Genomic DNA, 23,866 nt, shown 5'->3' on the forward strand with positions numbered 1-23,866 from the left:
CGACGATGCGCGCACCCGGGGCTGTGACGACGGGGGCTCCAGGCGTTGGCGCTGGAGCCCCGGAGGACGGCTACTGCCGTCCGTTGACCTCGGCGACGGGGATGGGGAAGAACGCGTGCGGCGGGACGTTGGGGTCCAGGTTGCGCGGCAGCTCGTCCAGCTTCCCGTAGCGGCGCATGTCGATCCACCGGTGGCCGCCCTCGAACATCAGCGAGTAGCGCTTCTGCTTGAGCAGCTCGTCCACGGCGTTCTCCGCGGTGATGTCCGTGCGCGCCGGCAGGCGGCCGGAGCGGGTGCGGATGTAGTTGAGGTCATCCGCGGCGGCGCCAATCTGGCCCATGCCGATGTTGGCCTCGGCGCGCAGGAGGATGAGCTCCTCGTTGCGGATGATGGGCACGGGCGCGTCCGCGGACGTGTACAGCGTGAAGCGCAGGTCCGTCGTCAGCTTGCCGTCCGCGGCGCTGACGGGGGCGTTGAGCTTGACCGTCTTGCGCGTCACGCGGTCATCCACCGGGCCACCCGCGCCCGCGGTCTCCGCGTCCGTCGCGATGGACGGGTGGGCGAAGACGGTGGTGGACAACAGGCCGTTGTCCGCGTCGCCGGAGGCCGCGCGGAAGACGTGGTAGACGCCGACGTTGAGCGAGGCGAGGGCCGCGGCCTTCGCGCCGTCATCGGCCGGGACGTTGGCGGTGATGAAGGACTGGCTCAGCGCCGTGAGCGCGTCCTCGTTGCGGCCCATGTACACGGCCACTCGCGCGCGGACGGCGCGGTTGAACGTGCGGAACGTCGCCGGCGTGTCGAAGCCGTTGAAGCCCGTGCTCAGCCGGAACGAGAAGCTGTCCCCGGCGTTGTCCAGGTGGCCCGCGGCCGTGTCGAGCAGCCCGGCGATGTGGGCGAACACCGCGTCCTTGCCCTCGATGGGGGCCAGGTCCGCGCCCAGCGGGCGGTCCACGTCGATGGGCGCGCCCTGGGTGTCACGCGTGTTGATGACCACCAGGAAGTCGAGCGCCTGCATCGTCTTCGCGAAGCCGCGCACGCCCTCCTTCTGCGCGTCCGACAGGCCCGCCACCTTCTCCAGCGCGGCCAGCAGGGTGTTGGCGTTGCGGATGTTGGCGTAGGGCGCCGTCCAGTAGTTGCCGCCGAAGGCCGCGGCGCCCGGGTCCATGACGGGGCCGAGCATCTCGTCGATGGCGCGCGGGTCCGCGGGGTCGAACACGTACGCCTCGCGGCCGATGACGCCCAGCTGAGCGACGTAGCCGTTCGGCGCCGACACGCCCGCGCGGTGGCCCAGCAGCAGGCCCGTGGACGCGCTGTTGACGCCGGAGACGGTGGGGTTGTCGCGGAAATCATCCAGGCTGGGGTTGTTGAGGTCGCCGATGTCCAGGCTGCCGCAGCCGCCCAGTCCCACCGCCGCGCACAACGCCAACAGGGTCTTCTTCGTCTGGTACATGTTCATGGCTTAGAACCCGACGTCGAGCGACGTCCAGAAGCTGCGGCTGGGAGGGAACGGGGCGACGTCGATGTTGCGCGCGATGGCCTGGTTGCCGAAGTTGCTCACCTCGGGGTCCAGACCCGAGTAGCCCGTGAACACCAGGAGGTTGCGGCCGCTGAGGCTCAGCCGCGCGTTCTGGAGCTTCGGGATGGCGGACACCCAGCTCTTGGGCAGGTTGTAGCTGAGCGTCACCTCGCGCAGCTTCAGGAACGTCGCGTCCTCGATGTAGATGGTCGCGTTGCCCCGGCGGTTCGCCACGCGCTCACGGCCCGCCGTCTCGAAGTCCGCGGAGGTGCCCGCGCTGTCATACAGGTAGCGCGTCAGGTTGATGATGTCGCTGCCCTGCTGCCAGTGCCACAGGAAGGACAGCGTCACGTCCGCGTAGCGCAGCGTGTTGGCGAAGCCCATGGTGAAGGTGGGCTCCGTGTCGCCAATCTTGCGGACGATGGGGTTGCCGTTCGCGTCGCGGCCCACGTTGCCGACGATCTGCGTGGCGGACGCGCCCTCCTCGATGAAGAACGCGCCCAGCGAGTTGCCGAAGCCGCCCGCCTGGAAGGGCGCCACCGGCAGGTTCGTCACCTTGCTGCGGTTGAGCGCGAAGGTCGCGGAGCTGGTCCACTCGAGCGGGCCGCTCAGCGGCGTCACCTGCACCATGGCCTCGATGCCGCGGTTGCGCAGCGAGCCGCCGTTGACGAACTGGGTGGTGAAGCCCGTGGAGGTGGGCAGCGCGCGGCGCAGCAGCATGTCGCTGATGCCACGCTGGTACACGGACAGCTCCAGCGTCAGGTCGCCGCCGAACAGCAGCGCGTCGACACCGGCCTCGATTTCACGCTGGCGCTCCGGACGGATGTTCGGGTCGCCCGCCACGCCCGTGCCGATGAGGCCCGGGGTTCCCTGCACGTTGTTCAGCGCGCTCATGCCGCTGAACTTCATGCCGTACTGGGGCAGGTTGCCCGTCTCGCCGTAGGCCGCGCGGACCTTCAGCTCGTTCATGAACGCCGGCAGCGTGGGGATGCGGTACGCGGCCGCCAGCTTGGGGAAGAAGAACAGCTTGTTGGGGTTGCCGTTGACGCTGGACTGCTCGCCACGCACGGCGCCCACCAGGGTCAGCCGCTCCTCGAGCAGGAGCACCTCCTCCTGCAGGTAGTAGCCGCGGTCCCTCACGTGGTTGGCGTCGTCGCGCACGCCAATCACGGTGCCGTTGTCCACGCCGGGCTGGCCGGCGTTGAGGTTCTCGCTGATGACGTAGGTGGAGTCGATGCGGCGCTCCTCGAGCTGCACACCGACGGACGTGGTGGCGCTGAGGAACTTGGAGGCCGGCTTGTAGCTGTGCACCAGGTTGAGGCCGCCGTTGAGGTTGCGCACCTGGCTGGTGCCGAACAGCGACGTGCCCGGGAAGGTGTCGTCCACCGGCTCGAAGTTGAGCTCGGGCGGGAACAGCAGCCGGTTCTCCTGCTGGAAGCGGTCCACGCCCGCGTTGGCCAGCACGCGCAGGTGGTGCTCGTCCGTCTTCATCAGGTGCACGGTGGCGTCACCTGACCCGATGAAGCGCCACACGTCCTCGTCGTTCTTCACCAGCGCGGCCGTCTGCAGCGGGTTGGCGCCGTTGCCGAGGAACGGGTTGGTGGGGTACACGCCGGCCGCGTCCGGGTCCATGTTCAGGAACTCGGGCACGTTGGGCAGCACCATGTAGTTGGTGATGGTCTGGTTGTCGTTGTTCGTCAGACCGCGCTGCCCCAGCGTGTGGATGAGGTTGGTGGCGACGTTCACCTCCACCACCTCGCCGATCGTCTGACCCAGGTTGAGGCGGAACGACTCCTTCTCGTACCCGGTGTTCTTGATGATGCCCTCGTCGTTGCGGAGCATCGCGGACGCGAAGTAGCGCGTGTTGCCGCTGGCGCCGCTCACGCTGGCGAGCGTCTCCGTGGACAGGTCCCGCCGGCCGCTCAGCTTGGCCTCGTGGTCATACCGGTTGCCGGTCCAGTAGTTGGCGGCCTCCGGACCGAAGGTCTCCACGGCCTCTTCCACCGTCTCGAAGCGGCGGGTGCCCAGCTTGTTGGCCAGCGTGTACATGCCCACGCGCTGGGTGAGCTCCACCTTGGGCTCGCCGGCGCGGCCGCGCTTGGTGTTGATGATGACGACGCCGTTGGCGGCCTTGGAGCCGTAGATGGCGGCGGCGGACGCGCCCTTGAGGACCTCGATGCTCTCGATGTCGTTGGGGTTGATGTCCGCGATGCGGTTGACCTGGTTGTCCTGGGTGGGGTTCGGGTTGGAGCCGCCCACCGAGTCGGTCACCACGTACACGCCCGAGGCGATGGCCACGTCGCTGACGAGCACGCCGTCGATGACGTAGAGGGGCGCGGTGGAGCCGTTGATGGTGGACACGCCGCGCAGGCGCATCTGGATGCCGCCGCCCGGGGCGCCGGAGTTCTGCTGGATGTTGGCGCCGGCGATCTTGCCCTGGAGGGCCTGGTCCACCGTCTGCGCGGGCGCGCGGTTCATCTCCTCCGCGCTGACGGAGGCCACGGAGTTGGCCAGGTGCTTGCGCGCCAGCTCGGAGGCGCGGCCCACGACGACCATCTCCTCGGAGAAGACGTTGTCGAGCGCCACGTTCACGTTGTCCTGCGTGGCGCCGACGCGCACCTCACGCTCGCCGTAGTCCTGGCTGGAGAACAGCAGCGTGGTGGCCCCCGGCGGGACGTTGGGCAGCGAGAACGTGCCGTCCAGCTCCGTCTCCACGCCCTGGGTGGTGCCCTTGATGATGACGCGCACCAGCGGCAGGCCCTCGTTCGTCAGCCGGTCCGCGACGCGTCCCTTCACCGTGCGGCCCAAGGAGGGCGCGGGCGCCGCGGCGGGCGGGGGGGAGGCTGGAGTGGTGGCGGCCGGAGCCTGAGCGGGTGCCGGGGTCGCCGGAGCCTGCGCCGCGGGAGCCTGCGGCTCGGGAGCCGGAGTGGTGGCCTCCTGCGCCATGGTTTCCAACGAGAAGAGTGCGATCACGCACCCCGGAATCAACGCTCTCTTAAGCGTCATTCGGATCTTTCCTCGCAACGGTGGGAACGGCCCCCCCTGCAGGTGCCGTGGGCGCGAATCGTCGGTGGGTGAACTGAACCAAGTCAATGGTAAGACTTGTTTTTCAAGAATGTTGGCCAAATCCATCCAAACGGAAATATTCCGATCTCGTATCGAGAGCTGAGTGACGCGAAGCGCGATGGACCGGCGCCACGAGGGACGCGGTGTCCCTACCCGAGGGGGGACGTCGTGGATCTCCGCAAGGTCGACGTGGTGGAGAGGGTGGAGGCGTCACCGCAGCAGCCCCCGCAGGGCGGCGCTGTAGCGGGCTGTGTTGGCGCGGTGCATCCGTGCCTGCGGCCGCCCGGTTCCATGCGCGCGGCGGGCACAGAACGGCCGGGCCGGGGGTTCTCTCGGGTCAGCCGGAGAAAGCGGGCTCCGTCGGCCAGGAGTGGCCGGCGAGATTGGTTGCCCCCAGGGCCGGCCCTCCCATAAGAGGCGCAGCGGATATGGCGATGAACGAGCGTTACGAGCCGCAGGCGATTGAAGGTAAGTGGCAGGCCCGTTGGGACGAGGCCGGCATCTTCCGGGCGGGCAAGCGTCCGGGCGCACCGAAGAAGTACGTGCTCGAGATGCTGCCGTACCCCAGTGGCAAGATGCACATGGGACACGTGCGCAACTACCTCATCGGGGATGTGTACGCGCGCTACTTCCTGATGCGCGGCTACGACGTGCTGCACCCCATGGGCTGGGACGCGTTCGGCCTGCCGGCGGAGAACGCGGCCATCAAGGACGGCGTGCACCCGGCCATCCGCACCCAGGAGAACATCGTCTCCTTCAAGGCGGAGATGAAGAGCCTGGGCTACAGCTACGACTGGTCCCGCGAGGTGAATACCAGCCAGCCGGAGTACTACCGCTGGAACCAGTGGTTCTTCATCAAGATGCTGGAGAAGGGGCTCGTCTATCGCCGCTTCAGCAAGGTGAACTGGTGTACCGGCTGCCACACCGTCATCGCCAACGAGCAGGTGAAGGACGGCGTGTGCGAGCGCTGCTCTTCGCCCGTGGTGGACCGCGAGATGCCCGAGTGGGCCTTCCGCATCACCGCCTTCTCCCAGGATTTGTTGGACGCGCTGGACACGCTCAAGGAGTGGCCGGACCGCATCACGTCCATGCAGCGCAACTGGATTGGGCGCTCGGATGGCGCGGAGGCGGACTTCCGCGTCCAGGGGCATGACGCCTCCATCCGCGTGTTCACCACGCGCGTGGACACCCTCTACGGCTGCACCTACGTGGTGCTGGCGCCGGACCACAAGCTGGTGGCCCAGGTGACGACGCCCGAGCGCCGCGCGGACGTGGACGCCTTCGTGAAGAAGATGGCGGCCCAGTCCAAGACGGAGCGCACGGGCGAGGACACGGAGAAGGAGGGCGTCTTCACGGGCGCCCACGCCCTCAACCCGTTCACCGGCCAGCCGGTGCCCGTGTGGATCGCCAACTTCGTGTTGAGCGACTACGGCACCGGCGCGGTGATGAGCGTGCCCGCGCACGACGAGCGCGACTTCGCCTTCGCGCGCAAGTACAGCCTGCCCGTGAAGGTCGTCATCCAGCCGGCCTCGGGCGACCCGCTGCCCGCGGGCGACGCGCTGGAGGCGGCGTACACCGAGTACGGCGTGCTGGTGGACTCCGGTGAGTACAGCGGGAAGACGTCCGAGGCGGCGCGTCAGGAGATGGCGCGCAAGCTGGAGTCGGAGGGCCGAGGCCGCGCGACGGTGACGTACCGCCAGAAGGACTGGGGCTTCAGCCGCCAGCGCTACTGGGGCACGCCCATCCCCATCGTCTACTGCGAGAAGTGCGACCCGCAGCGCCACGGCATCCCCGTGCCCGAGTCGCAGCTGCCCGTGAAGCTGCCCGAAATCGACGTGCAGGAGGTGCTCACCGGCAAGGGCGAGCCCCCGCTGGCCAAGGTCGCCTCGTGGGTGAACACCACGTGCCCCAGGTGCGGTGGCCCCGCGCGCCGGGAGGCGGAGACGATGGACACCTTCGTCGACTCCTGCTGGTACTTCGCGCGCTACCTGTCTCCGCACTACGACGCCGCGCCGTTCGACCCGAAGGAGGCCCAGCGCTTCCTGCCCGTGGACATCTACGTGGGCGGGCCCGAGCACGCGGTGATGCACCTGTTGTACTTCCGGTTCTGGACCCGGGTGATGAAGCTCTTGGGCTTGAGCCCGGTGGACGAGCCCGTCACGCGGCTGATCACCCAGGGCATCGTCAACGGTCCGGACAAGCGCAAGATGTCCAAGCGCTGGGGCAACGTCGTCGCGCCGGCCTCCATCATCGAGAAGTACGGCGCGGATACGGCGCGCGCGTACGTGGCGTTCGCCGGCCCGCCGGAGCGTGACTTCGACTGGTCCGACGCCCAGGTGGAGGGCGTGTTCCGCTTCCTGAAGCGCGTCTGGGTGCTGGCCTCCACGCACCAGGCCGCCGTGGCGGGCGCCACGCACGCGGGCCCCTTCGAGGGCAAGGCGCTGGAGATCCGCCGCGCGGCGCACAAGGGCCTGAAGCGGGTGGGGGAGGCCATCGAGCGGCTGTCCTTCAACACCGCCATCGCGGGCATCATGGAGTGCCTCAACGCGCTCTCCGACGCGGGCACGCCGGAGACGCCCGCGGAGAAGGCGGCCATGGCGGAGGCGGTGCGCCTGTTGTCGATGATGCTCACGCCCTTCGCGCCGCACATCGCGGATGAAATCGCGGAGGCCTACGGCAGCGCGCAGCTCACCGTCTCGCAGACGTGGCCCGAGTTCGACCCGGCCCTGGTGGTGGATGACGTCATCCCCTACGCGGTGCAGGTGAACGGCAAGCTGCGCGCGGAGATCCAGGTGCCCGCGGACGCGAGCGAGGCGGACGTGCGCGCGGCGGCGGAGGCGGACGAGCGGGTGAAGTCCGCCATCACCGGCAAGACGCTGCGCAAGTTCGTCTTCGTGCCCAAGCGGCTGGTGAACTTCGTCGTCGGCTGAGCGGGGAGTCGGGTGCCCACCGAGGTCCTCGTCATGTGCACCGCGTGCGGTCGGCCCCAGGCGGCCGGCGGCGCGCGGTGCATCGCGTGTGGCGCGCCCCTGCCGGACGCGCCGCTGCCGGCCCCACCGCCGGCGGACGTGCCGCCTCCCGCTCCTCCCGGGCCGTTCCTGACGGCGGACCTGGGGGGAGGCCGCCAGCTCGTCGGCGAGGCGGGGCGGCTCTCCTATCGCATGGCGGAGGGCGTCTCTCCCCGGGTGGTGGAGCTGGTCCACCTGCGCGCGCTGACGCTCGAGTCACGGCCCTTCCTGGAAGCGCTGATGCTCTGCGGCTTCGGTGCGCTGGGGGCCGTGACGTCGGTGCTGGTGCTCAAGGTCGTGGCCTTCGGATTGACGGCGCTGGGGGTGCTGCTGGCGGCCGTGTGCCGCGTGCACACGCTGGTGCTGGAGACGTCCACCGGCGGCACGACGCGCTGGTCCCTGGGGCTCGCGCGGCGGGGCTCGGAGCGGGACGCGCGGCTGCTCCAGGCCTGGCGCACGCTGGCGAGCGCGGTGAAGGCGCGGGGCGTGGTGGTGACGGACGCGGACGGGCGCCCGGTGGACGGGCCTCACGCTTGACGCAAGGGCCGGGGCGGGTAGGGTGCCGCCCATGTCGCTCCGCTCGAAGTCCGCCTCACGGCGTCTCCACGTGGCCGTGCTGCTGTCGGGCTTGGGGGTGGGCTCCCTGCTGCTGTCCGGGTGTGGCTACCGCTTCACGCCGCGCGGCGAGGGGCTGCCCGAGGGCGTGAAGTCCGTGTGCGCGCCCATCTTCACCAACGACACGCCGGAGCCCGCGCTGGAGACGCTCTTCACGCGCCACTTCCGCCAGGAGCTGACGCGCGTGGGGCGGCTGGGCAGCGGGGCGTCGTGCGACGCGAAGGTGGAGGGGGCGGTGCTGTCGCTGTGGAGCTCGCCCACCATCGTGGGCCGCTTCTTCCGCGTCGCCGCGACGGTGCGCCTGCGGCTGGTGCGGGAAGGACAGCCACCCCAGGAGACAGTCATCTCGGGGACCGAGGACTACCTGCCGGGGAGCGGAGACATCCTCGAGGCCGAGTCCAACCGTCAGGCGGCCCTGGACCGGTTGGCGCAGGTGCTCATGCGGGATGGGTTCGATCGGCTCGCCAGCACCTGGTGAGGAGGCGCGGAGCCTCCTCCCGGGGAGCCTGTTTCGAGGACTGGGCGGGGACCTGTCGAGAGGCCCCCGGGTGCATCAGGCCTGACGCGCGCTCTTGGCGGCGGCCTTGGCCAGGCGGGAGATGCGGCGCGAGGCGGTGCGCTTGTGGATGACGCCCTTCGTCGCGGCCTTGCTCAGCGCCTTGGAAGCCGCCTTGAGCGCGTCCGTCTTCTTGGCGCCGTCCTTGGAGCCGATGGCCTCCCGGGCGGACTTCACGGCGCTCTTCACGTCCGTGCGGACGGTGACGTTCCGGGCGCGGCGCTTCTGGGACTGACGGTAACGCTTCTCTGCGGACTTGGTGTTGGCCAAGAGAAATCTCCAGCGAAAGGCAGGCTAAAAAGAGGGGCCGTCCTTACTGCGACGCCTCGCAGGCGTCAAGACGGGCGTGTGCGTACGGACGGGTTTTCCGGGCTCCGGACGCGATCAGAAGGCTCTGGCGGGGGAATCACCCAGGCTGGGTAGTGTATTCCCACACCAGCCCGGCGGGGTCCCGGAAGGTCATCCGCCCGGCGCTCGCTTCGAGCACGGCGCCCGGGGAGGTCCGCTCCACCTGCCGGCGGATCAGCGCCACCGCGTGCTCGGACGGTGCCTCCAGGGTGAGGGTGGCCCCTGTCGCCGCCGTCTTCGCGCGCTGGAAGACCAGCCGGATGGATCCGCTCTCGTAGCGGGCCTCATCCGCCGGGGCAGGGGCCGGGATGATCCACCCGAGCAGGGCCGCCAGCGGCGTCCAGAAGGCGGCCTGGGCCTCCAGATCCACCACGCCCAGGCGCAGGGTGGACAGGGGCGCGCGGGGCAGGGTGGGGGGCGGGAGGGATTTCTCCTGGGACTTGGCCGCCTGCCAGTGGCGCTCCATGTGCTCCAGGGTGGCTCCGCCGAAGGGGACCCCCTCGGCCCGGAGTGCGGCCTCGATGTGCTGGAAGCGCCGGGTGAAGCGGAGGCTCGCCAGTCGCAGCGCGTCCTCGGCGGGGGTCTTCACGAAGCGCGCGAGGTTGGCCAGGGAGAAGAGGACGTCGCCCAGCTCATGCTCGATGGCGGCCCTGTCCCCGGAGGCGATGGCCTCGTCCAGCTCGACCAGCTCCTCGGCCAGCTTGCCTCGCACGCCGGCCAGGTCCGGCCAGTCGAAGCCGATGCGGCTGGCCTTCTCGGTGAGCCGCTCGGCGCGCAGCAGGGCGGGCGCGGCGGAGGGGACGCCGTCCAGGACGGAGCCCTCGCTGCCCGTCTTCTTCTTGCGCTCCTCGGCCTTGAGCTTCGCCCAGTTGGCCAGCACCTGCTCGGAGCCGTCCACGCGCTGCTCGCCGAAGACGTGGGGGTGGCGGCGGGTGAGCTTGTCGCTGATGGCCCGGCTGACGTCGGCCATGGTGAACTCACCCCGCTCGGCGGCGAGCTGGGCGTGGAAGACAATCTGGAAGAGCAGGTCTCCCAGCTCTTCACACAGCGGGTGCCAGGGGCCGCCCTCGGTGACGCGGTCCATCTCGTCCAGGACCTCGAAGGCCTCCTCGAGGAGGTAGGGCCGCAGCGTGCCCAGCGTCTGCTCCCTGTCCCAGGGACAGCCGTCCGGGGCCCGCAGCCGCCGCATGATGTCCACCAGACGTTCCAGCTCGGTCCCGGGGGTCCCCATGTCGTTCACGCCTCCCTCGCGCGGGCCGTCCCGCGACATGCCGACCCTGTAACACGTGGTCCTGGCCGGCCGTCCCGGAAAGCCGGTCCTGACCGGACAGGTGGCGTTGTCTTTCGTGGTTCGGCCCGGCTCGCCTATCATCCGAACCCTGGATGATCCGCTTCCTGCTTCCCTCCCTCCTCCTCTCGGGCCTGCTGCTCCTGTCCCCTGCGTCGGCCCTCGCGCAGCTCGAGGCGCCCACGCGCCTCCAGGAGGTGGATCCGGGCCCGCTCGAGCCCGACCTCCAGGATGAGTCCTACGACGCGGCCGGGCCCGAGGACGACACCCCCGTCGAGGAGGGTGAAACCGAAGTCGAGGACGAGCAGGATCCAGCCTCCCGGCGCACGGGACGGGGAGAGAAGGCCAGACCGCCTCCCGCGCGCGCCGCCACGCCCACCCCGCCCGTCGTCGAGCCCGCGCCGCCCCCCGTCATCGTGCCCCGCCCCGTGCTGAGCCCCATCCTGACGCCCCGGGTGTCGGACGAGGAGGTGCTCGCGGTGTGGGACCGCTGGCGGCAGGCGCGCTCGACGAACGACGTCGGCACGGCCGAGAAGGCGCAGCAGGAACTCCTGACGCTCAAGCAGGAGCTGCTCGCCGCGGACCTGGAGCCCATCAGCGTCGGCTTCCTCCGCGAGTCCGATGTCCGGCGTCGGGCCGGGGACATGGGCGGCGCGGTGCGGCTGGCCCGGCTCGCGGTGGAGCTGTCGCCCCGGCTCCCGCTGGCGCACTTCGAGCTCGCGGAGCTCTATGCCCAGGAGGACTTCACCGCCGTGGGCCGGGTGCTGGGCGAGCTTCGCGCCGCCTTCCTGTCCCTCGCGTTGGACCCCCGCTACCGGGGGCCGGCGCTGGCGGACCTGGGCTCGCTGTTGCTCCTGGCCTGGTCGGCCACGGCCGTGCTCTTCGTCGCGCTGCTGTTCCTCAGGCGCGTGCGCTACGCGCTGCACGACTTCCACCACCTGCTGCCGCGAGCCGTCGCGCGCTGGCAGTCGGCGCTGCTCGGGGTGCTGCTGCTCGGGCTGCCGCTGACGCTGCCGTGGGGGCTGGTGCCCCGGCTGCTGGTGCTGCTCGCCGTGGTGGCGGCGTACCTGACGAACCGGGAGCGCGTCGTCTCCGCCGTGCTGGTGGCGGGGCTCGGCCTGACGCCGCTCGCCGCGGGGCAGCTCACCCGGGTGACGGCGTTCGCGGGCACGCCCGCCGAGGACGTGTTTCTGTTGGAGCGCGGTGGCCTGTCCGCCGAGGGCGCGGTGGCCCGCGTCAAGGCGCGTCACGAGTCGCGCGCGGCCACCTTCGCGGAGCTCAACGCGCTGGGGCACTACGAGTCGCGCCGTGGCCTGCTGGAGGACGCCCGCACGCACTTCAAGGCGGCCTCGGCCGTGCGCAGCGGGGACGCGCGCCTGTTGACCCGCTTCGGCAACACGCTGGTGGGGCTGGGGGACGTGGACGGCGCCGCGCAGCTCTACGTGCAGGCCTCGCAGGCCGACCCGAGGATGGCCGCGCCGCACTACAACCTGGCGCAGCTCCACCGCCGGCGGGCCAAGACGCTGCCGGACTCGGAGGTGGGCAAGGAACTGGACCGCGCGGCCACGGCGACCGCGTCCGCGCAGGCGCTCGATGGCGAGCTGCTCCGCCGCGAGCCCCCTCCGGATGACCGCTTGCTGCTCAACCTGTTGACGCTCGCGCCCACGGTGCCCGCGTCGGAGTGGCTGTCGCTCGCGGACGGCTCGGAGGCGGGGCGGCGGGTGGAGGCGCAGCTGGCCGGCTGGGTGTTGCCGGGCGTGGCGCCGGGGCCGGTGTCCTGGCTGCTTCCCGCCGGCGTGGCGGGGCTGCTGGTGCTCTGGGGCGTTGCGGCGCGACGGCTGAAGGCCGCGAAGGTGTGTGAGCGCTGCGGCCGTCCTGTGTGCACGCGGTGCGACCCGGAGCTGGGCGTGGGCAGCACGCAGTGTGGCCAGTGCGTGAACGTCTTCAGTCGCAGGGGCCTGGTTCCCCAGCAGCTGCGTCAGCGCAAGGCGGATGAAGTGCAGCGGCACCAGGCCTGGGTGGGGCGGGTGACGTACGCGGTGGGCACGCTCCTGTCCGGCGCGGGACACGTCTTCTCCGGGAGCACGGTGCGCGGGGCGCTGTACGCCTTCCTGTTCCTCTTCGCGCTGGCCGCCTCGCTGCTGTACCGGGGCCTGGTGCGCGCGCCGTACGCGGACGCGCCGCTGTACCTCAAGCTGGTGCCGGCGGTGCTGCTGCTGGTGGGCATCCACCTGATGTCGCTGCGGGGCCTGGTCCGGCTGCGCAGGGGAGAGGAGTAGCCATGTCCCTGAAGGGAACGCTCAAGGACTTCGGCATCGGCGACATCCTCCAGCTCATCGGCCAGCAGCAGAAGACGGGCTCGCTGCAACTGGAGAACAAGGACCAGGAGGTCCGCATCGGCTTCCGGGACGGCCACATCATCAAGGTCGAGAGCGTCACCCGCAAGCGCAAGGACCTCATCGGCGCCATGCTGGTGCGCGCCGAGCTCATCACCGAGACGCAGCTGGAGGCGGCGCTGGAGACGCAGCGGCGCACCCTGAAGCGGCTGGGCGACGTGCTCGTCTCCAGCCAGGCGCTCACCACCGAGCGCTTCCAGTCGATGATGCAGCTGCAGGCCACGGAGACGCTCTACCGCCTCTTCACGTGGAAGGCCGGCACCTACGAGTTCATCCAGGAGCCCGTGGAGCCCGACGCCGAGGCCATCCGCCCCCTGCGCGCCGAGACGGTGCTCATGGAGGGCTTCCGGATGGTGGACGAGTGGCCCGTCATCCGGAAGTCCATCCACCGCGACGACCTCTCCTTCGAGCGGCTCAAGGCGCTGCCCCCGCCCCGCGAGGGCGAGGAGGGCGGCGAGCTGGGCGTCATCGCGGGCACCGAGCGCCGCGTGTACGACGAAATCGCGCCCGGCCGGGATTTGCGCAAGCTGGTGGATGTCTGCTGCCTGGGCGAGTTCGAGACCTGCAAGGCGCTGCACAACCTGGTGAAGGGCGAGTATGTCCGGGTCATCCACCCCGAGGGCGCAAGGGCTCCGGCCCCAGGTGACGAGCGGCTGCTCTCACGGCTGGTGGGCGCGGTGGGGCGCGTGGTGGCCACCATGCTGGTGCTGGCGGTGCTGGGGGTGGTCGTCTTCCGGGTGGCGCTCTCCGATGCGGAGCGCACGCGCGGGGCCACGGCGTTCGCGGACCCAGCGGCCCAGCGTCATGTTTCCGATGCCCAACGCGTCCGCATCGAGGCCGCGCTCGAAGTGTTCCGTCTGGAACGGGGTGAGTTGCCGGAGCGGTTGGATGCTCTGGTCCAGGCTGGATTGTTGAGCTCGGAGGAACTCAGATACCCCTGGCGGGAGGAGTACCACTACCGGCGGCTGGCCGCTCGGCGGTTCGTCCTCCTGCCACCCTTGCGCTAGCCTCTGCGTGAAGTCGTCTTTCGGAGCCGGGGGGGCGGCGTTACGTTGAAGACAACTGGTACCGACCCGAGGAACGACCCGCATTGCGAAACCCCGCCACGTTGGAAGCGCCCGCAGCCGCCGTCACCGCCTCCTCCGCCAAGGTGGACGTCCGTGACAACGAGACGGCCCTGGCGCTGTGCGGCAACCAGAACGAAAACCTCAAACTGATGGAGCGACGCCTCGGGGTCCGTGTGGGACAACGGGGGACGGAGTTCCACCTGTCCGGCCCGTCCGACGCGGTGGCCTTCACGGTGCGCCTCCTGGAGAACCTGGAGGGGATGATCCGCGCCGGTCGCCCCATCTACCGCGAGGACGTGGAGCAGGGCATCAAGGTGCTCGGCCGCGGCGCGGAGTCCCTGCAGGAGGTCATGCTCGGCCCGGTCCTCAAGAGCTCCGGCAACCGGCAGATCGCGCCCAAGAGCATCGCCCAGAAGCGCTACGTGGACGCCATCCGCGCCCACGACATCGTCTTCGGCATCGGCCCCGCCGGTACGGGCAAGACGTACCTGGCCATGGCCATGGCGGTGGCCTTCCTCCAGGAGCGCAAGGTCAAGCGCATCATCCTCGCGCGCCCCGCGGTGGAGGCGGGTGAGAAGCTCGGCTTCCTTCCCGGAGACCTGCAGGAGAAGGTGAACCCGTACCTGCGGCCGCTCTACGACGCGCTGCACGACATGATGGCCGCCGAGCGCGCGGCGCACCTGGTGGAGGAGGGCGTGGTGGAGGTGGCTCCGCTGGCGTTCATGCGCGGCCGCACCCTCAACGACGCCTTCGTCATCCTCGACGAGGCCCAGAACACCACCGTGGAGCAGATGAAGATGTTCCTGACGCGCCTGGGCTACAACAGCAAGGCCGTCATCACCGGCGACGTGACGCAGGTGGACCTCCCCACCGGGAAGCTGTCCGGTCTGAACCACGCCCGCGCGGTGCTCAAGAACATCGACGGCATCCACTTCGCGGAGTTCTCTGACGTGGACGTCGTGCGCCACCCGCTGGTCCAGGAGGTCATCCGCGCGTACGACAAGGCGGAGCTGGCGCAGCGCGAGGCCCACGCCGCTCGCGAGGCCGCCCAGGCCACGGCCTCCCCCTCGGAGTCCGCTCCCCTGGTCGCCATCCCGCCGGAGGCCGCCGTCGGCTGAGCACCTGTCGAGGCTTACGTATGCCCACCCGCGCCTACCCTGGCGGGCGGGCATTCGTATTTCCGGCCCCGTGAATATTCCGGGACGCTGCGGCCTTGATGGAGCCACGGCCCCTATCTAGGGTGAGGACCTCCATGGACGAACCGGAACCGCAGCACCCCGCGCCCAGTCCGTTGGACGCGCTCGCAGCACGCTTTGGCCTGGGCCGAGGCGTGTGGGGGCGGCGTGCGGTCCAGGTGTTCCTCCTGCTCCTTGTGTCGGTGGGGGCGGGCTTCGTCATCTCCCCCGGGCTGTACAGCCAGCAGATCCCCGCCCTCTCCGAGGAGAACCTCGGCAAGCCCTTCCGGGCCAGCTCCCCCGCCGGCTTCAAGGCCGCGCGCGACTACGAGGTCGTCCACCGCGCCATGACGGCCCAGCGGCGCCAGGAGGCCCGCTCCGCCGTCAAGCCTGTCTACGACTTGAACCCGGCCGTGGTGGGACACCTGCGCACCGTGGTGCGAGCTTCCTTCGCGACCATGCGCCAGCGGCTGGCGGAGCTGGCCGAGGCCCAGTCGGAGCTGGAGCCGGAGGAGGGCGCCGCCCCGAAGAAGTCGCGCAAGGCCCCGGTGCTGACGCCCGAGCAGGTGGAGCGTGAGCGCCGGACGCGTGAGGAGATGCAGGCGGAGCTCCAAGAGTTGCTCTTCGGCCAGCGCGACGCGGGGCTGGAGGCCGAGGACTTCCAGGCGCTCTACGCGAAGGGGTTCTCGGACGAGGTGGAGACGGCCACCTTGCTGCTGCTGGAGCGGGCGTACCGCTCCGAGCAGGGCCCGGTGAACGTGGCGGGCTCCCGGGAGGAGCTGGCCCGTGAGGCCCCCCAGGGCCTCACCGTGCGGGACGTGGTGAACAAGGGCGAGGAGACCCTGCCCAACGGCGCGCCGCAGGTGGCGGACATCCGTGAGGCGCACCAGGAGATGGAGCGCTTCGCCTCCATCCCCGGCAACCTCCTGCCGGACGCGCCCGGTGTGCAGCGCCGCGCGGTGCTGCGGCTGGCCAAGCGGCTGGTGCGCGCCAACCTGACCATCAACATCGCGGAGACGGACGCGCGCCGGCACCAGGCCGCGCAGGCGGTGAAGGACGCCGTCATCTCCATCAAGAAGGGCCAGCGCGTCATCGGCGACGGTGAGCTGGTGAACGAGGGGCACCTCGTGGTGCTGCGCGGCATGCGCGCGGAGACGGACCGGCTGGACCTGGTGCAGGTGCAGCTGGGCGGCACGGGGCTGGTGGCCCTGCTGGTGGTGGCCTCGTACTTCTTCTGCATGACGGCGTTCCGCCGCTTCCGGCCCACGCGCAAGGACGGCGTCCTGCTGGGGATGCTGCTGGTGGGCACGCTGGCGCTCTTGCAGCTCTGGGTGTCCATCGCGGACGCCATCCAGGACCGGTACACGGCGCTGCCCATCGAGGCGCTCTACTACGTGTTCCCGGTGGCCGCGGGCGCCATGCTGGTGCGCTTCATCCTCACGCAGGAGCTGGCGCTCTTCTTCGCGATGGTGTTCGCGTGTCTGGCGGGCGTGATGCTGGGCAACTCGCTGGCGTTCGGCATCTACACGCTGGTGGGCTCGCTGGTGGCGGCCGACCGCATCGTCCGGGCGAAGGACCGCGTGGGCATCTTCCGCGCGGGGCTCGTCACCGGCGCGGCCAACACGGTGGCGGTGCTGTTCCTGTTCCTCGTCGAGGGCAAGGGCCTGACGGCCGACACGGCCATCACCGCGCTGAGCGCGTTCGTCGGCTCGTCGCTGGCGGTGCCGGTGATGGTGATGGCGCTCACGCCGCTCATCGAGATGACGTTCGGCTACGCGTCCGACATCAAGCTGCTGGAGCTGGCGAACCTCAACCACCCGGCGCTCAAGGAGCTCATCGTCCAGGCGCCCGGCACCTACCACCACTCCATCATCATCGGCACGCTGGTGGAGAACGCGGCGGAGACCATCGGCGCCAATCCGCTGCTGGCGCGCTCGTGCGCGTACTACCACGACATCGGCAAGGGTCGGAATCCGCTCTACTTCGGTGAGAACCAGAAGGGCGAGAACCGCCACGACTCGCTGGCCCCCGCGATGAGCGCCGTCATCATCAAGCGCCACGTGACGGAGGGCCTGGAGATGGCGCGCCAGTACCGGCTGCCCAAGCTGGTGGCGGACGCGATTCCGCAGCACCACGGCACGCGCACGGTGGGCTATTTCTACCACAAGGCCTTGAAGGAGCAGGAGGGCAAGGAAGGCGCGCCCCCCATCGACGAGAGCATCTACCGCTACCCGGGACCGAAGCCCCAGTTCCGCGAGGCGGCGCTGGTGATGATCGCCGACGCGGTGGAGGCCTCGACGCGCTCCATGGCGGAGCCCACCACGCCCAAGCTCCAGGCCCAGCTGCAGAAGATCATCAACCTCATCTTCTCCGAGGGGCAGCTCGACGAGTGCGACCTGACGCTGAAGGACCTGAACCTCATCTCCCAGTCCTTCCTGCACACGCTCGAGGGCATCTACCACACGCGTCCGGTGTATCCGGCCGGCGCGGTGGGCGGCGGCAAGGCGCCGCCGCTGGTGGTGGCGGGGGGCAAGGCCGTGGAGACCAAGGACAAGGCACGCTCGGCGGGGGCTTCGTGACAGGGGTGCGAGGAGTGACGGCGTGAGACTGCGCAAGGGCAAGGTCATCCCGAGGGACGACGGCAAGCGCATCGAGGAGTTCGTGGGCGCGGCGACCACCGGCACGGACTCGGCTTCCGTGGCGCGCATGCTGGCGCCGCCGGGCTGGGCGGAGCCGGCGCAGCGGCCGGAGTTCGACGAGGTCGTGCTGGTCCTCAAGGGCGAGCTGACGCTCGTCATCGAGGGCCGCCGCGAGCGCATCGCCGCGGGCGAGGTCGGCCTGGTGCCTCGCGGCAAGCGCGTGGTGTACCGCAACGACGGCAAGGGCGCGTGTGACTACTGGTCCGTCTGCGCCCCGGCCTTCCGCCCCGAGCGCGCGCACATGGAGGCCCCCGCGCCCCCGAAGACGGAGAACGTCGTCACGCTGCAGGTGGCGCACCCCCAGGGCAAGGAGTTCGGCCGGCTGCTCACGACGTGGGCGCGCGACTACCTGACGCGCCTGTCGCTGGCGCACTGCGAGCTGTCGCTGTCGCTCGTCGACGACCGGGCCATCCGCCGGCTCAACCGCACCTGGCGCGACAAGGACAAGGCCACCGACGTGCTGAGCTTCCCCGCGGGCGATTTGCCCAAGGGGACTCCGGGCCCCCGGCCCCTGGGCGACGTGGTCATCTCCCTGGACACGGCGAAGCGGCAGGCCAAGGAGTACGGCCGACCGCTGGAGTCGGAGATGGCGCGCTACCTGGCGCACGGGCTGCTCCACCTGTTGGGGCACGACCACGAGCGCCCGCGCGACGCCAAGCGGATGGCGGCGCTGGAGGAGGAGCTGTTGGGCGAGCGCGGCATGGTGGCGGACTCGCTCCAGGTGGACGCGAAGGCCCGCCGGGCGCGCAGCCTGATGTAGGCCTCGCACGGCTCCCTGTCGGACAATCCGGCATCCTGTCGATTGAGTCGGCCATCGCGCATGATAGGTAGGCCGCCTCCCGCGTGTTGGACACAGCCATGCTCCGCCTGTCGCTCATCGCCCTCGGTCTGCTCGGCTTGTTGCTCGCGTCTCCCGCGCATGCGCAGTCGGGGCTTGTGCCCCCCTGGGGCACGGGCGAGAGCCAGGGCGAGGACCTGGTCATCTCGCTGGCCACCTTCAGCCCCGGCGACGACGTGCCCGCCTGGTGGGGCCACGGCTCGCTGGTGGTGGAGGACCGCAAGCTCGGCGTCACCCGTCTCTACAACTACGGGATGTTCTCCTTCGACGACGCCATGCTGGCCCGCTTCGCCATGGGCCGCCTGGAGTTCTGGGTGGGGCAGGCTCGCGCGGAGGCCACCTACCGCTACTACCGCGCCGAGGACCGCGACGTCCGCATCCAGGAGCTGAACCTCACCCCGGAGCAGCGCGAGCAGGTCGCCAGGCGCCTGGCCGACAACGTCCTGCCGGAGAACCGCGAGTACCTGTATCACCACTACAACGACAACTGCGTCACGCGTCTGCGGGACATGATCGACGTGGCCACGGGGGGCCAGCTGCGCGAGGCGGACCGGGCGCCGGGGCGGATGACGCTGCGCGAGCACACGCGGCGCTACACCGCGGTGAACCCGCCGATGAGCGTGCTGCTCGACTTCATGATGAACGATGAAATCGACCACCCGATCACCCGCTGGGAGGAGGCCTTCCTCCCGGACGAGTTGGAGCAGCAGGTCGCCTCGCTCCAGGTGAAGGGCGCGGACGGCCAGCTGCGTCCGCTGGTGGCCCGGCAGTGGAACTATTACGTGGCGTCCAACCGCCCGCGTCCTCCCGTCGAGCCTCCGCCCTGGGGACCCTGGATCCTGGCGCTCGGGCTGGGGCTCGGGGGCGCGGCGCTGGGACTCGCCGCCTGGGAGCGCAAGAAGGGCGGCCGGCTGCCCCGGGTGCTGCTCGGGTTGGAGACAGCGCTGCTCGGGCTGGTGCTGGGCATCCCCGGCACGGCGCTCTTCGTCATGTGGCTGGTCACGGACCACACGGTGACGTACCGCAACGAGAACCTCTTTTTGGCCAACCCGCTGACGCTGCTCGCCATCCCCTTCGGCGTGTCCCTCATGCGGGGCAAGAACCCGAAGGCGCGCACGAGGCTGTTCAAGCTCTGGGCGGTGCTGGCGGGCAGCGGCGTGCTGGGCGTGGTGCTCAAGTTGTTGCCGCCGTTCGACCAGGACAACTGGCGGCTCATCGCGCTCATCCTGCCCATCTCCCTGGGGATGGCGGGGGCCTTCGGCCTGGAGCGCCTGCTGGCGCGGCTGCCGGGCGGGGCGCGGACGTCAGCGCGGCGGGACGGGCCCGTCGCTCGGCTCGAGGCGCCCTGAGCCCTTCACCTTCAACCCTTTCACCCGGGCGGTCGGCGAGCGTCGCCGCACGCGTCCGAAGACGAGGAACGACACACCATGGCGAACGATTCGATGGAGAAGATCAACGGCCTCAGGGAGCGCGTGTTGGCGCTCCGGGGGCATCTTTGACCTCGACCGCAAGCGCTCCCGCATCGCGCTGATTGAGCGGGACAGCACGCAGCCGAACTTCTGGGACGACAACACCAAGGCGCAGGCGATGTTGAAGGAGAAGTCCACGCTGGAGCTGAGTGTGGGCGCCTACGACAAGGTGATGCGCGGGCTGGATGACGCGCAGACGCTCCTGGAGCTGGCCGCGGAGGCCGGTGACGAGGACACGGCCCGCGAGGCGGAAGGCTCGCTCGAGGGGCTGGACGGCGAGGTCGCCAAGCTGGAGCTGGCGCGCATGCTCTCCGGCGAGCAGGACCGCAGCAGCTGCTTCATGGACATCAACGCCGGCGCCGGTGGCACGGACTCCATGGACTGGGCGGCCATGCTGCTGCGCATGTACACGCGCTACTGCGAGTCCAAGGGCTGGAAGGTTGAAATCAACGACGAGGTGCCGGGCGAGGAGGCGGGCTTCAAGAACGTCTCGCTGCGCATCGAGGGCGACTTCGCCTACGGCTACCTCAAGGCCGAGGTGGGCGTGCACCGGCTGGTGCGCATCTCCCCCTTCGACGCCAACGCGCGCCGCCAGACGGCCTTCGCGTCCGTGGACGTCTACCCGGAGGTCGATGACACCATTCAAATCGACATCCCGGAGAAGGACATCGACCTGAAGTTCATCCGGGGCGGAGGCGCCGGTGGACAGAAGGTGAACAAGACGTCCTCCACCGCGCAGCTGCGCCACCTGCCCACGGGCATCATCATCACCTGCCAGACGGAGCGCTCGCAGTCGGCCAACAAGGACATGGCCTTCAAGATTCTTCGCGGCCGCCTGTACGAGCTGGAGATGAAGAAGCGCGAGGCCCTGCGCGACGCCGCCGAGGCCGCGAAGAAGGACATCTCCTTCGGCTCGCAGATCCGCTCCTACGTGCTCGCGCCGTACCGCATGGTGAAGGACCTGCGCACCGGCGTGGAGACGGGCAACGTGGACTCGGTGCTGGACGGTGAGCTGGAGGAGTTCATCACCGCGCAGTTGTTGGGCGTGAAGAACCCCAACCGCAACGCGGCGTTGGATTAGTCACAGGTCCGGTGGAACCTTTTCCGCGCCCCGCTGTCGGAAGGCGGCGGGGCAGGGGAAAGGGGTAGGCTTCTGGGGCAGTGGCTCCTCCTGGGATGGAGGGGCCGTCGCGGGAGGACACCGGTGTCACCGGGCGGCGTGCTCGAAATCGGACAGGACGGGCCGGCCGCCGAGGCGTCCGACTCCCGGCGTGAGGACGCGGCCCTGCTGGCGCGCCTGCGTCAGGGGGACTCGGATGCGTTCGAGCAGCTGGTGCGCACCCACCAGGACCGCGTCTACGACTTCTGCGTCCGCATGCTGGGGGACCGCGAGGAGGCGCATGACCTGGTGCAGGAGATCTTCGTCAGCGTGCACCAGAACGTCCGCCGCTTCCGCGAGGACGCGCGGCTGTCCACCTGGCTGTTCCGCATCACCAAGAACCACTGCATCAACCGGCTGAAGTACCTGAAGCGCCGGGGCCGGGGCCGCTCGGAGGAGTACGACGAGACGAGCGAGGCGTGGGTGGATGGCCCGGGCGCCCCGCCCGCGCCCGACGCCGCCCTGGAGTCCGCGCGCGAGCGGGCCCGGGTGCAGTGGGCCATCTCCCAGCTGGACCCCGACGCGCGCGTGCTGGTGGCGCTGCGCGACATCGAGGGGCTGAGCTACGACGAAATCGTGGACATCACGGAGTTGCCCGAGGGCACCGTGAAGAGCCGGCTGCACCGCGCGCGCGAGAAGCTGGCCAATCTCCTGGGGCGGCTTGAGCCATGAGCCAATTCCATCGCAGACTCCCGGACGTGGACCCGCGGATGAACCACCGCGAGGCGAGGGCCCTGTTCCTCGCGCTCGCCGACGACGAGCTGCCCGCCCCCCAGGCGCAGGCGGTGCGCACGCACCTGGACGGCTGCGACGAGTGCCGCCACGGGTGGGAGGGCTATTCGCGCACGGTGCAGCGCGTGCGGGGTGTGCAGAAGGAGAAGGCCCCCCCGGCCCTGGCGTCGCTGGTGATGACGCGCGTGCGCCGCCAGCGCCGCTTCGGCCTCAAGGGCCTGCACATGGCGCATATGAACCACCGCTTCCCGGTGGAGATCCTCATCCCCCTGCTCCTGGCCGCCGCCGTGGCCGCCTTCCTGGTGATGGCCGCCCCCTGAAGCTTCCCGATGTGTTGCGTTGCGTCCCGGGGGAGCCTTGGCTACGGTGCCGCGCCTCTTGGAAGGGCGCGCGATGGCTGAAGACCAGAACAACGACCTGGGTTCGAAGGAGCAGGAAATCTACGAGCAGCGGCTGGAGAAGGCCGCGAAGTGGCGCGAGGCCGGCTTCAACCCGTACGGCAACGGCCACGCTCCCCAGCACCTCGCCGCCGACATCCTCGCCAAACATGCGGACTCCACCCCGGAGTCGCTCGAGCAGACCCCCGTCACCTACGACGTCGCGGGCCGGCTGGTCGCCATGCGCTCGTTCGGCAAGGCCGCCTTCATCAAGCTGCGGGACCGCTCGGGCGAAATCCAGGTCCACATGAAGAAGGACGCGCTGGCGGACGCGTACGAGGTGTTCAAGCTGTGTGATCTGGGCGACTTCCTGGCCGTCACCGGCACGCTGTTCCGCTCGAAGACGGGCGAGCTGACCCTGGCCGCGACGAAGTTCTCCCCGCTGACCAAGTCGCTGCGCCCGCTGCCGGAGAAGTGGCACGGCCTGACGGACGTGGAGAGTCGCTACCGCCAGCGCTACCTGGACCTGGTGTCCAACCCGGACGTGAAGCAGACGTTCCTGCGCAGGAACAAGCTGGTCCGCTTCATCCGCTCCTTCCTCGACGGGCGTGACTTCATCGAGGTGGAGACGCCCATGATGCACCCGCTGGTGACGGGCGCCGCCGCGCGGCCGTTCTCCACGCACCACAACGCGCTCGACATCGACCTGTACATGCGCATCGCTCCGGAGCTGTACCTGAAGCGACTGGTGGTGGGCGGCCTGGAGCGCGTCTACGAGGTGAACCGGAACTTCCGCAACGAGGGCATCAGCACCCGGCACAACCCCGAGTTCACCATGCTCGAGTTCTATCAGGCGTACGCCACGTACGAGGACCTGATGGACCTGAGCGAGGAGATGATTTCGGAGGCGGCCAAGGCCGTCACCGGCGACTCCAAGGTGAAGTACGGCGAGCACGTGATTGACTTCGGCAAGGGCTGGAAGCGCATCTCCATGACGGAGGCCATCCGCGAGGCGCTGGGCAGCGCGCTGTCCGACAAGGACATGTCGGACGAGGGCAAGCTGCGCCACGAACTGCTCAAGACGACGCGCGGCGAGGCCGAGCGCCGCGCCGTGGACACGATGACGCACGGGGAGCTGGTGGGCGCGCTCTTCGAGGCCCACGTCGAGCACACCCTGATCCATCCCACCTTCATCACCCATTTCCCCACCGCCGTCTCGCCGCTGGCCCGGCGCAACGACCAGAATCCGGAAATCGCGGACCGGTTCGAGCTGTTCGTGGCGGGTCGGGAAATCGCCAACGCGTTCTCCGAGCTCAACGACCCGCTGGACCAGAAGGGCCGCTTCCAGGCCCAGCTCGACGCCAAGCAGCGCGGACAGCAGGAGACGATGGACTACGACGAGGACTACATCCGCGCCCTGGAGCACGGCATGCCCCCCACGGCGGGTGAGGGCATCGGGATTGATCGCCTCGCGATGCTGTTCACGGATTCGCAGAGCATCCGCGACGTCATCCTTTTTCCGCTCCTCAAGCCACTGGCGAAGTAGCCAGGAGGCCA

17 protein-coding genes are annotated in these 23,866 nt (G+C 69.9%); 13 read left to right on the plus strand and 4 right to left on the minus strand.

The features are described 5' to 3' along the window. Positions 1–70 precede the first annotated feature (70 nt). Both K8640_RS03910 and K8640_RS03915 read right to left on the minus strand, forming a co-directional pair. On the minus strand, positions 71–1,456 hold the full coding sequence (locus K8640_RS03910) for a RagB/SusD family nutrient uptake outer membrane protein (RefSeq protein WP_223745820.1): 1,386 nt from the start codon (positions 1,454–1,456) through the stop codon (positions 71–73). A 3-nt stretch (positions 1,457–1,459) separates the two neighbouring features. Further along, the gene (locus K8640_RS03915; protein WP_370640307.1) at positions 1,460–4,312 is read right to left on the minus strand and encodes a SusC/RagA family TonB-linked outer membrane protein; all 2,853 of its coding nucleotides are present in this window, start codon (positions 4,310–4,312) and stop codon (positions 1,460–1,462) included. Positions 4,313–5,010: 698 nt separating this feature from the next. On the opposite strand from K8640_RS03915, the gene leuS reads away from it, so the two are divergent. The 3 genes from leuS to lptE are packed head-to-tail and all read left to right on the plus strand — an operon-like array spanning position 5,011 to position 8,683. Further along, complete coding sequence (gene leuS / locus K8640_RS03920; protein WP_223745822.1) at positions 5,011–7,512, plus strand: leucine--tRNA ligase; 2,502 nt, start codon at positions 5,011–5,013, stop codon at positions 7,510–7,512. A gap of 12 nt (positions 7,513–7,524) precedes the next feature. Continuing rightward, entirely contained in the window at positions 7,525–8,127 is a 603-nt protein-coding gene (locus K8640_RS03925; RefSeq protein WP_223745823.1) for a hypothetical protein, read from the plus strand. Positions 8,128–8,158: 31 nt separating this feature from the next. Further along, positions 8,159–8,683, plus strand: a complete 525-nt coding sequence (lptE, locus tag K8640_RS03930; protein ID WP_141332109.1) for an LPS assembly lipoprotein LptE — start codon at positions 8,159–8,161, stop codon at positions 8,681–8,683. Between the two features lie 75 nt (positions 8,684–8,758). Here the strand turns inward: lptE and rpsT are convergent, their stop codons facing one another. Next, the gene (gene rpsT, locus K8640_RS03935; protein WP_141332110.1) at positions 8,759–9,031 is read right to left on the minus strand and encodes a 30S ribosomal protein S20; all 273 of its coding nucleotides are present in this window, start codon (positions 9,029–9,031) and stop codon (positions 8,759–8,761) included. 136 nt (positions 9,032–9,167) lie between these two features. Further along, the gene (mazG, locus tag K8640_RS03940; protein WP_223745824.1) at positions 9,168–10,340 is read right to left on the minus strand and encodes a nucleoside triphosphate pyrophosphohydrolase; all 1,173 of its coding nucleotides are present in this window, start codon (positions 10,338–10,340) and stop codon (positions 9,168–9,170) included. Between the two features lie 152 nt (positions 10,341–10,492). On the opposite strand from mazG, the gene K8640_RS03945 reads away from it, so the two are divergent. The 10 genes from K8640_RS03945 to lysS all read left to right on the plus strand — a co-directional run bounded on the left by K8640_RS03945 (position 10,493) and on the right by lysS (position 23,855). Beyond that, positions 10,493–12,676, plus strand: a complete 2,184-nt coding sequence (locus tag K8640_RS03945) for a M48 family metallopeptidase (protein WP_223745825.1) — start codon at positions 10,493–10,495, stop codon at positions 12,674–12,676. Between the two features lie 2 nt (positions 12,677–12,678). Further along, a complete protein-coding gene (locus tag K8640_RS03950) occupies positions 12,679–13,800 on the plus strand; it encodes a DUF4388 domain-containing protein (RefSeq protein ID WP_223745826.1) in 1,122 nt (373 codons plus the stop codon). 83 nt (positions 13,801–13,883) lie between these two features. After that, positions 13,884–14,978, plus strand: a complete 1,095-nt coding sequence (locus K8640_RS03955; protein ID WP_141330603.1) for a PhoH family protein — start codon at positions 13,884–13,886, stop codon at positions 14,976–14,978. A gap of 134 nt (positions 14,979–15,112) precedes the next feature. Further along, positions 15,113–17,614, plus strand: coding sequence for an HD family phosphohydrolase (locus tag K8640_RS03960; RefSeq protein ID WP_223745827.1), 2,502 nt, complete (start codon positions 15,113–15,115; stop codon positions 17,612–17,614). Between the two features lie 22 nt (positions 17,615–17,636). Continuing rightward, the gene (gene ybeY / locus K8640_RS03965) at positions 17,637–18,494 is read left to right on the plus strand and encodes an rRNA maturation RNase YbeY (protein ID WP_141330607.1); all 858 of its coding nucleotides are present in this window, start codon (positions 17,637–17,639) and stop codon (positions 18,492–18,494) included. Between the two features lie 98 nt (positions 18,495–18,592). Further along, a complete protein-coding gene (locus tag K8640_RS03970) occupies positions 18,593–19,921 on the plus strand; it encodes a DUF4105 domain-containing protein (protein WP_223745828.1) in 1,329 nt (442 codons plus the stop codon). A gap of 78 nt (positions 19,922–19,999) precedes the next feature. Further along, a protein-coding gene (gene prfB / locus K8640_RS03975) for a peptide chain release factor 2 (RefSeq protein WP_223745829.1) occupies positions 20,000–21,122 on the plus strand; the annotation gives its coding sequence in 2 pieces (ribosomal slippage) (positions 20,000–20,068 and positions 20,070–21,122; 1,122 coding nt in all). A gap of 123 nt (positions 21,123–21,245) precedes the next feature. Further along, positions 21,246–21,872: an RNA polymerase sigma factor gene (locus K8640_RS03980; RefSeq protein ID WP_223745830.1), complete on the plus strand. Its 627-nt coding sequence runs from the start codon at positions 21,246–21,248 to the stop codon at positions 21,870–21,872. After that, positions 21,869–22,252 (plus strand): anti-sigma factor, encoded by a 384-nt coding sequence (locus K8640_RS03985; protein ID WP_141330615.1) that lies wholly within the window; start codon positions 21,869–21,871, stop codon positions 22,250–22,252. The genes K8640_RS03980 and K8640_RS03985 overlap by 4 nt, the downstream gene beginning before the upstream one ends. A gap of 73 nt (positions 22,253–22,325) precedes the next feature. Further along, the gene (lysS, locus tag K8640_RS03990; RefSeq protein ID WP_223745831.1) at positions 22,326–23,855 is read left to right on the plus strand and encodes a lysine--tRNA ligase; all 1,530 of its coding nucleotides are present in this window, start codon (positions 22,326–22,328) and stop codon (positions 23,853–23,855) included. The last annotated feature ends 11 nt before the right edge of the window (positions 23,856–23,866 follow it).

Origin of the sequence: Myxococcus sp. XM-1-1-1 (assembly GCF_020037095.1) — a bacterium.
In the GTDB taxonomy this organism is placed as follows: domain Bacteria; phylum Myxococcota; class Myxococcia; order Myxococcales; family Myxococcaceae; genus Myxococcus; species Myxococcus fulvus.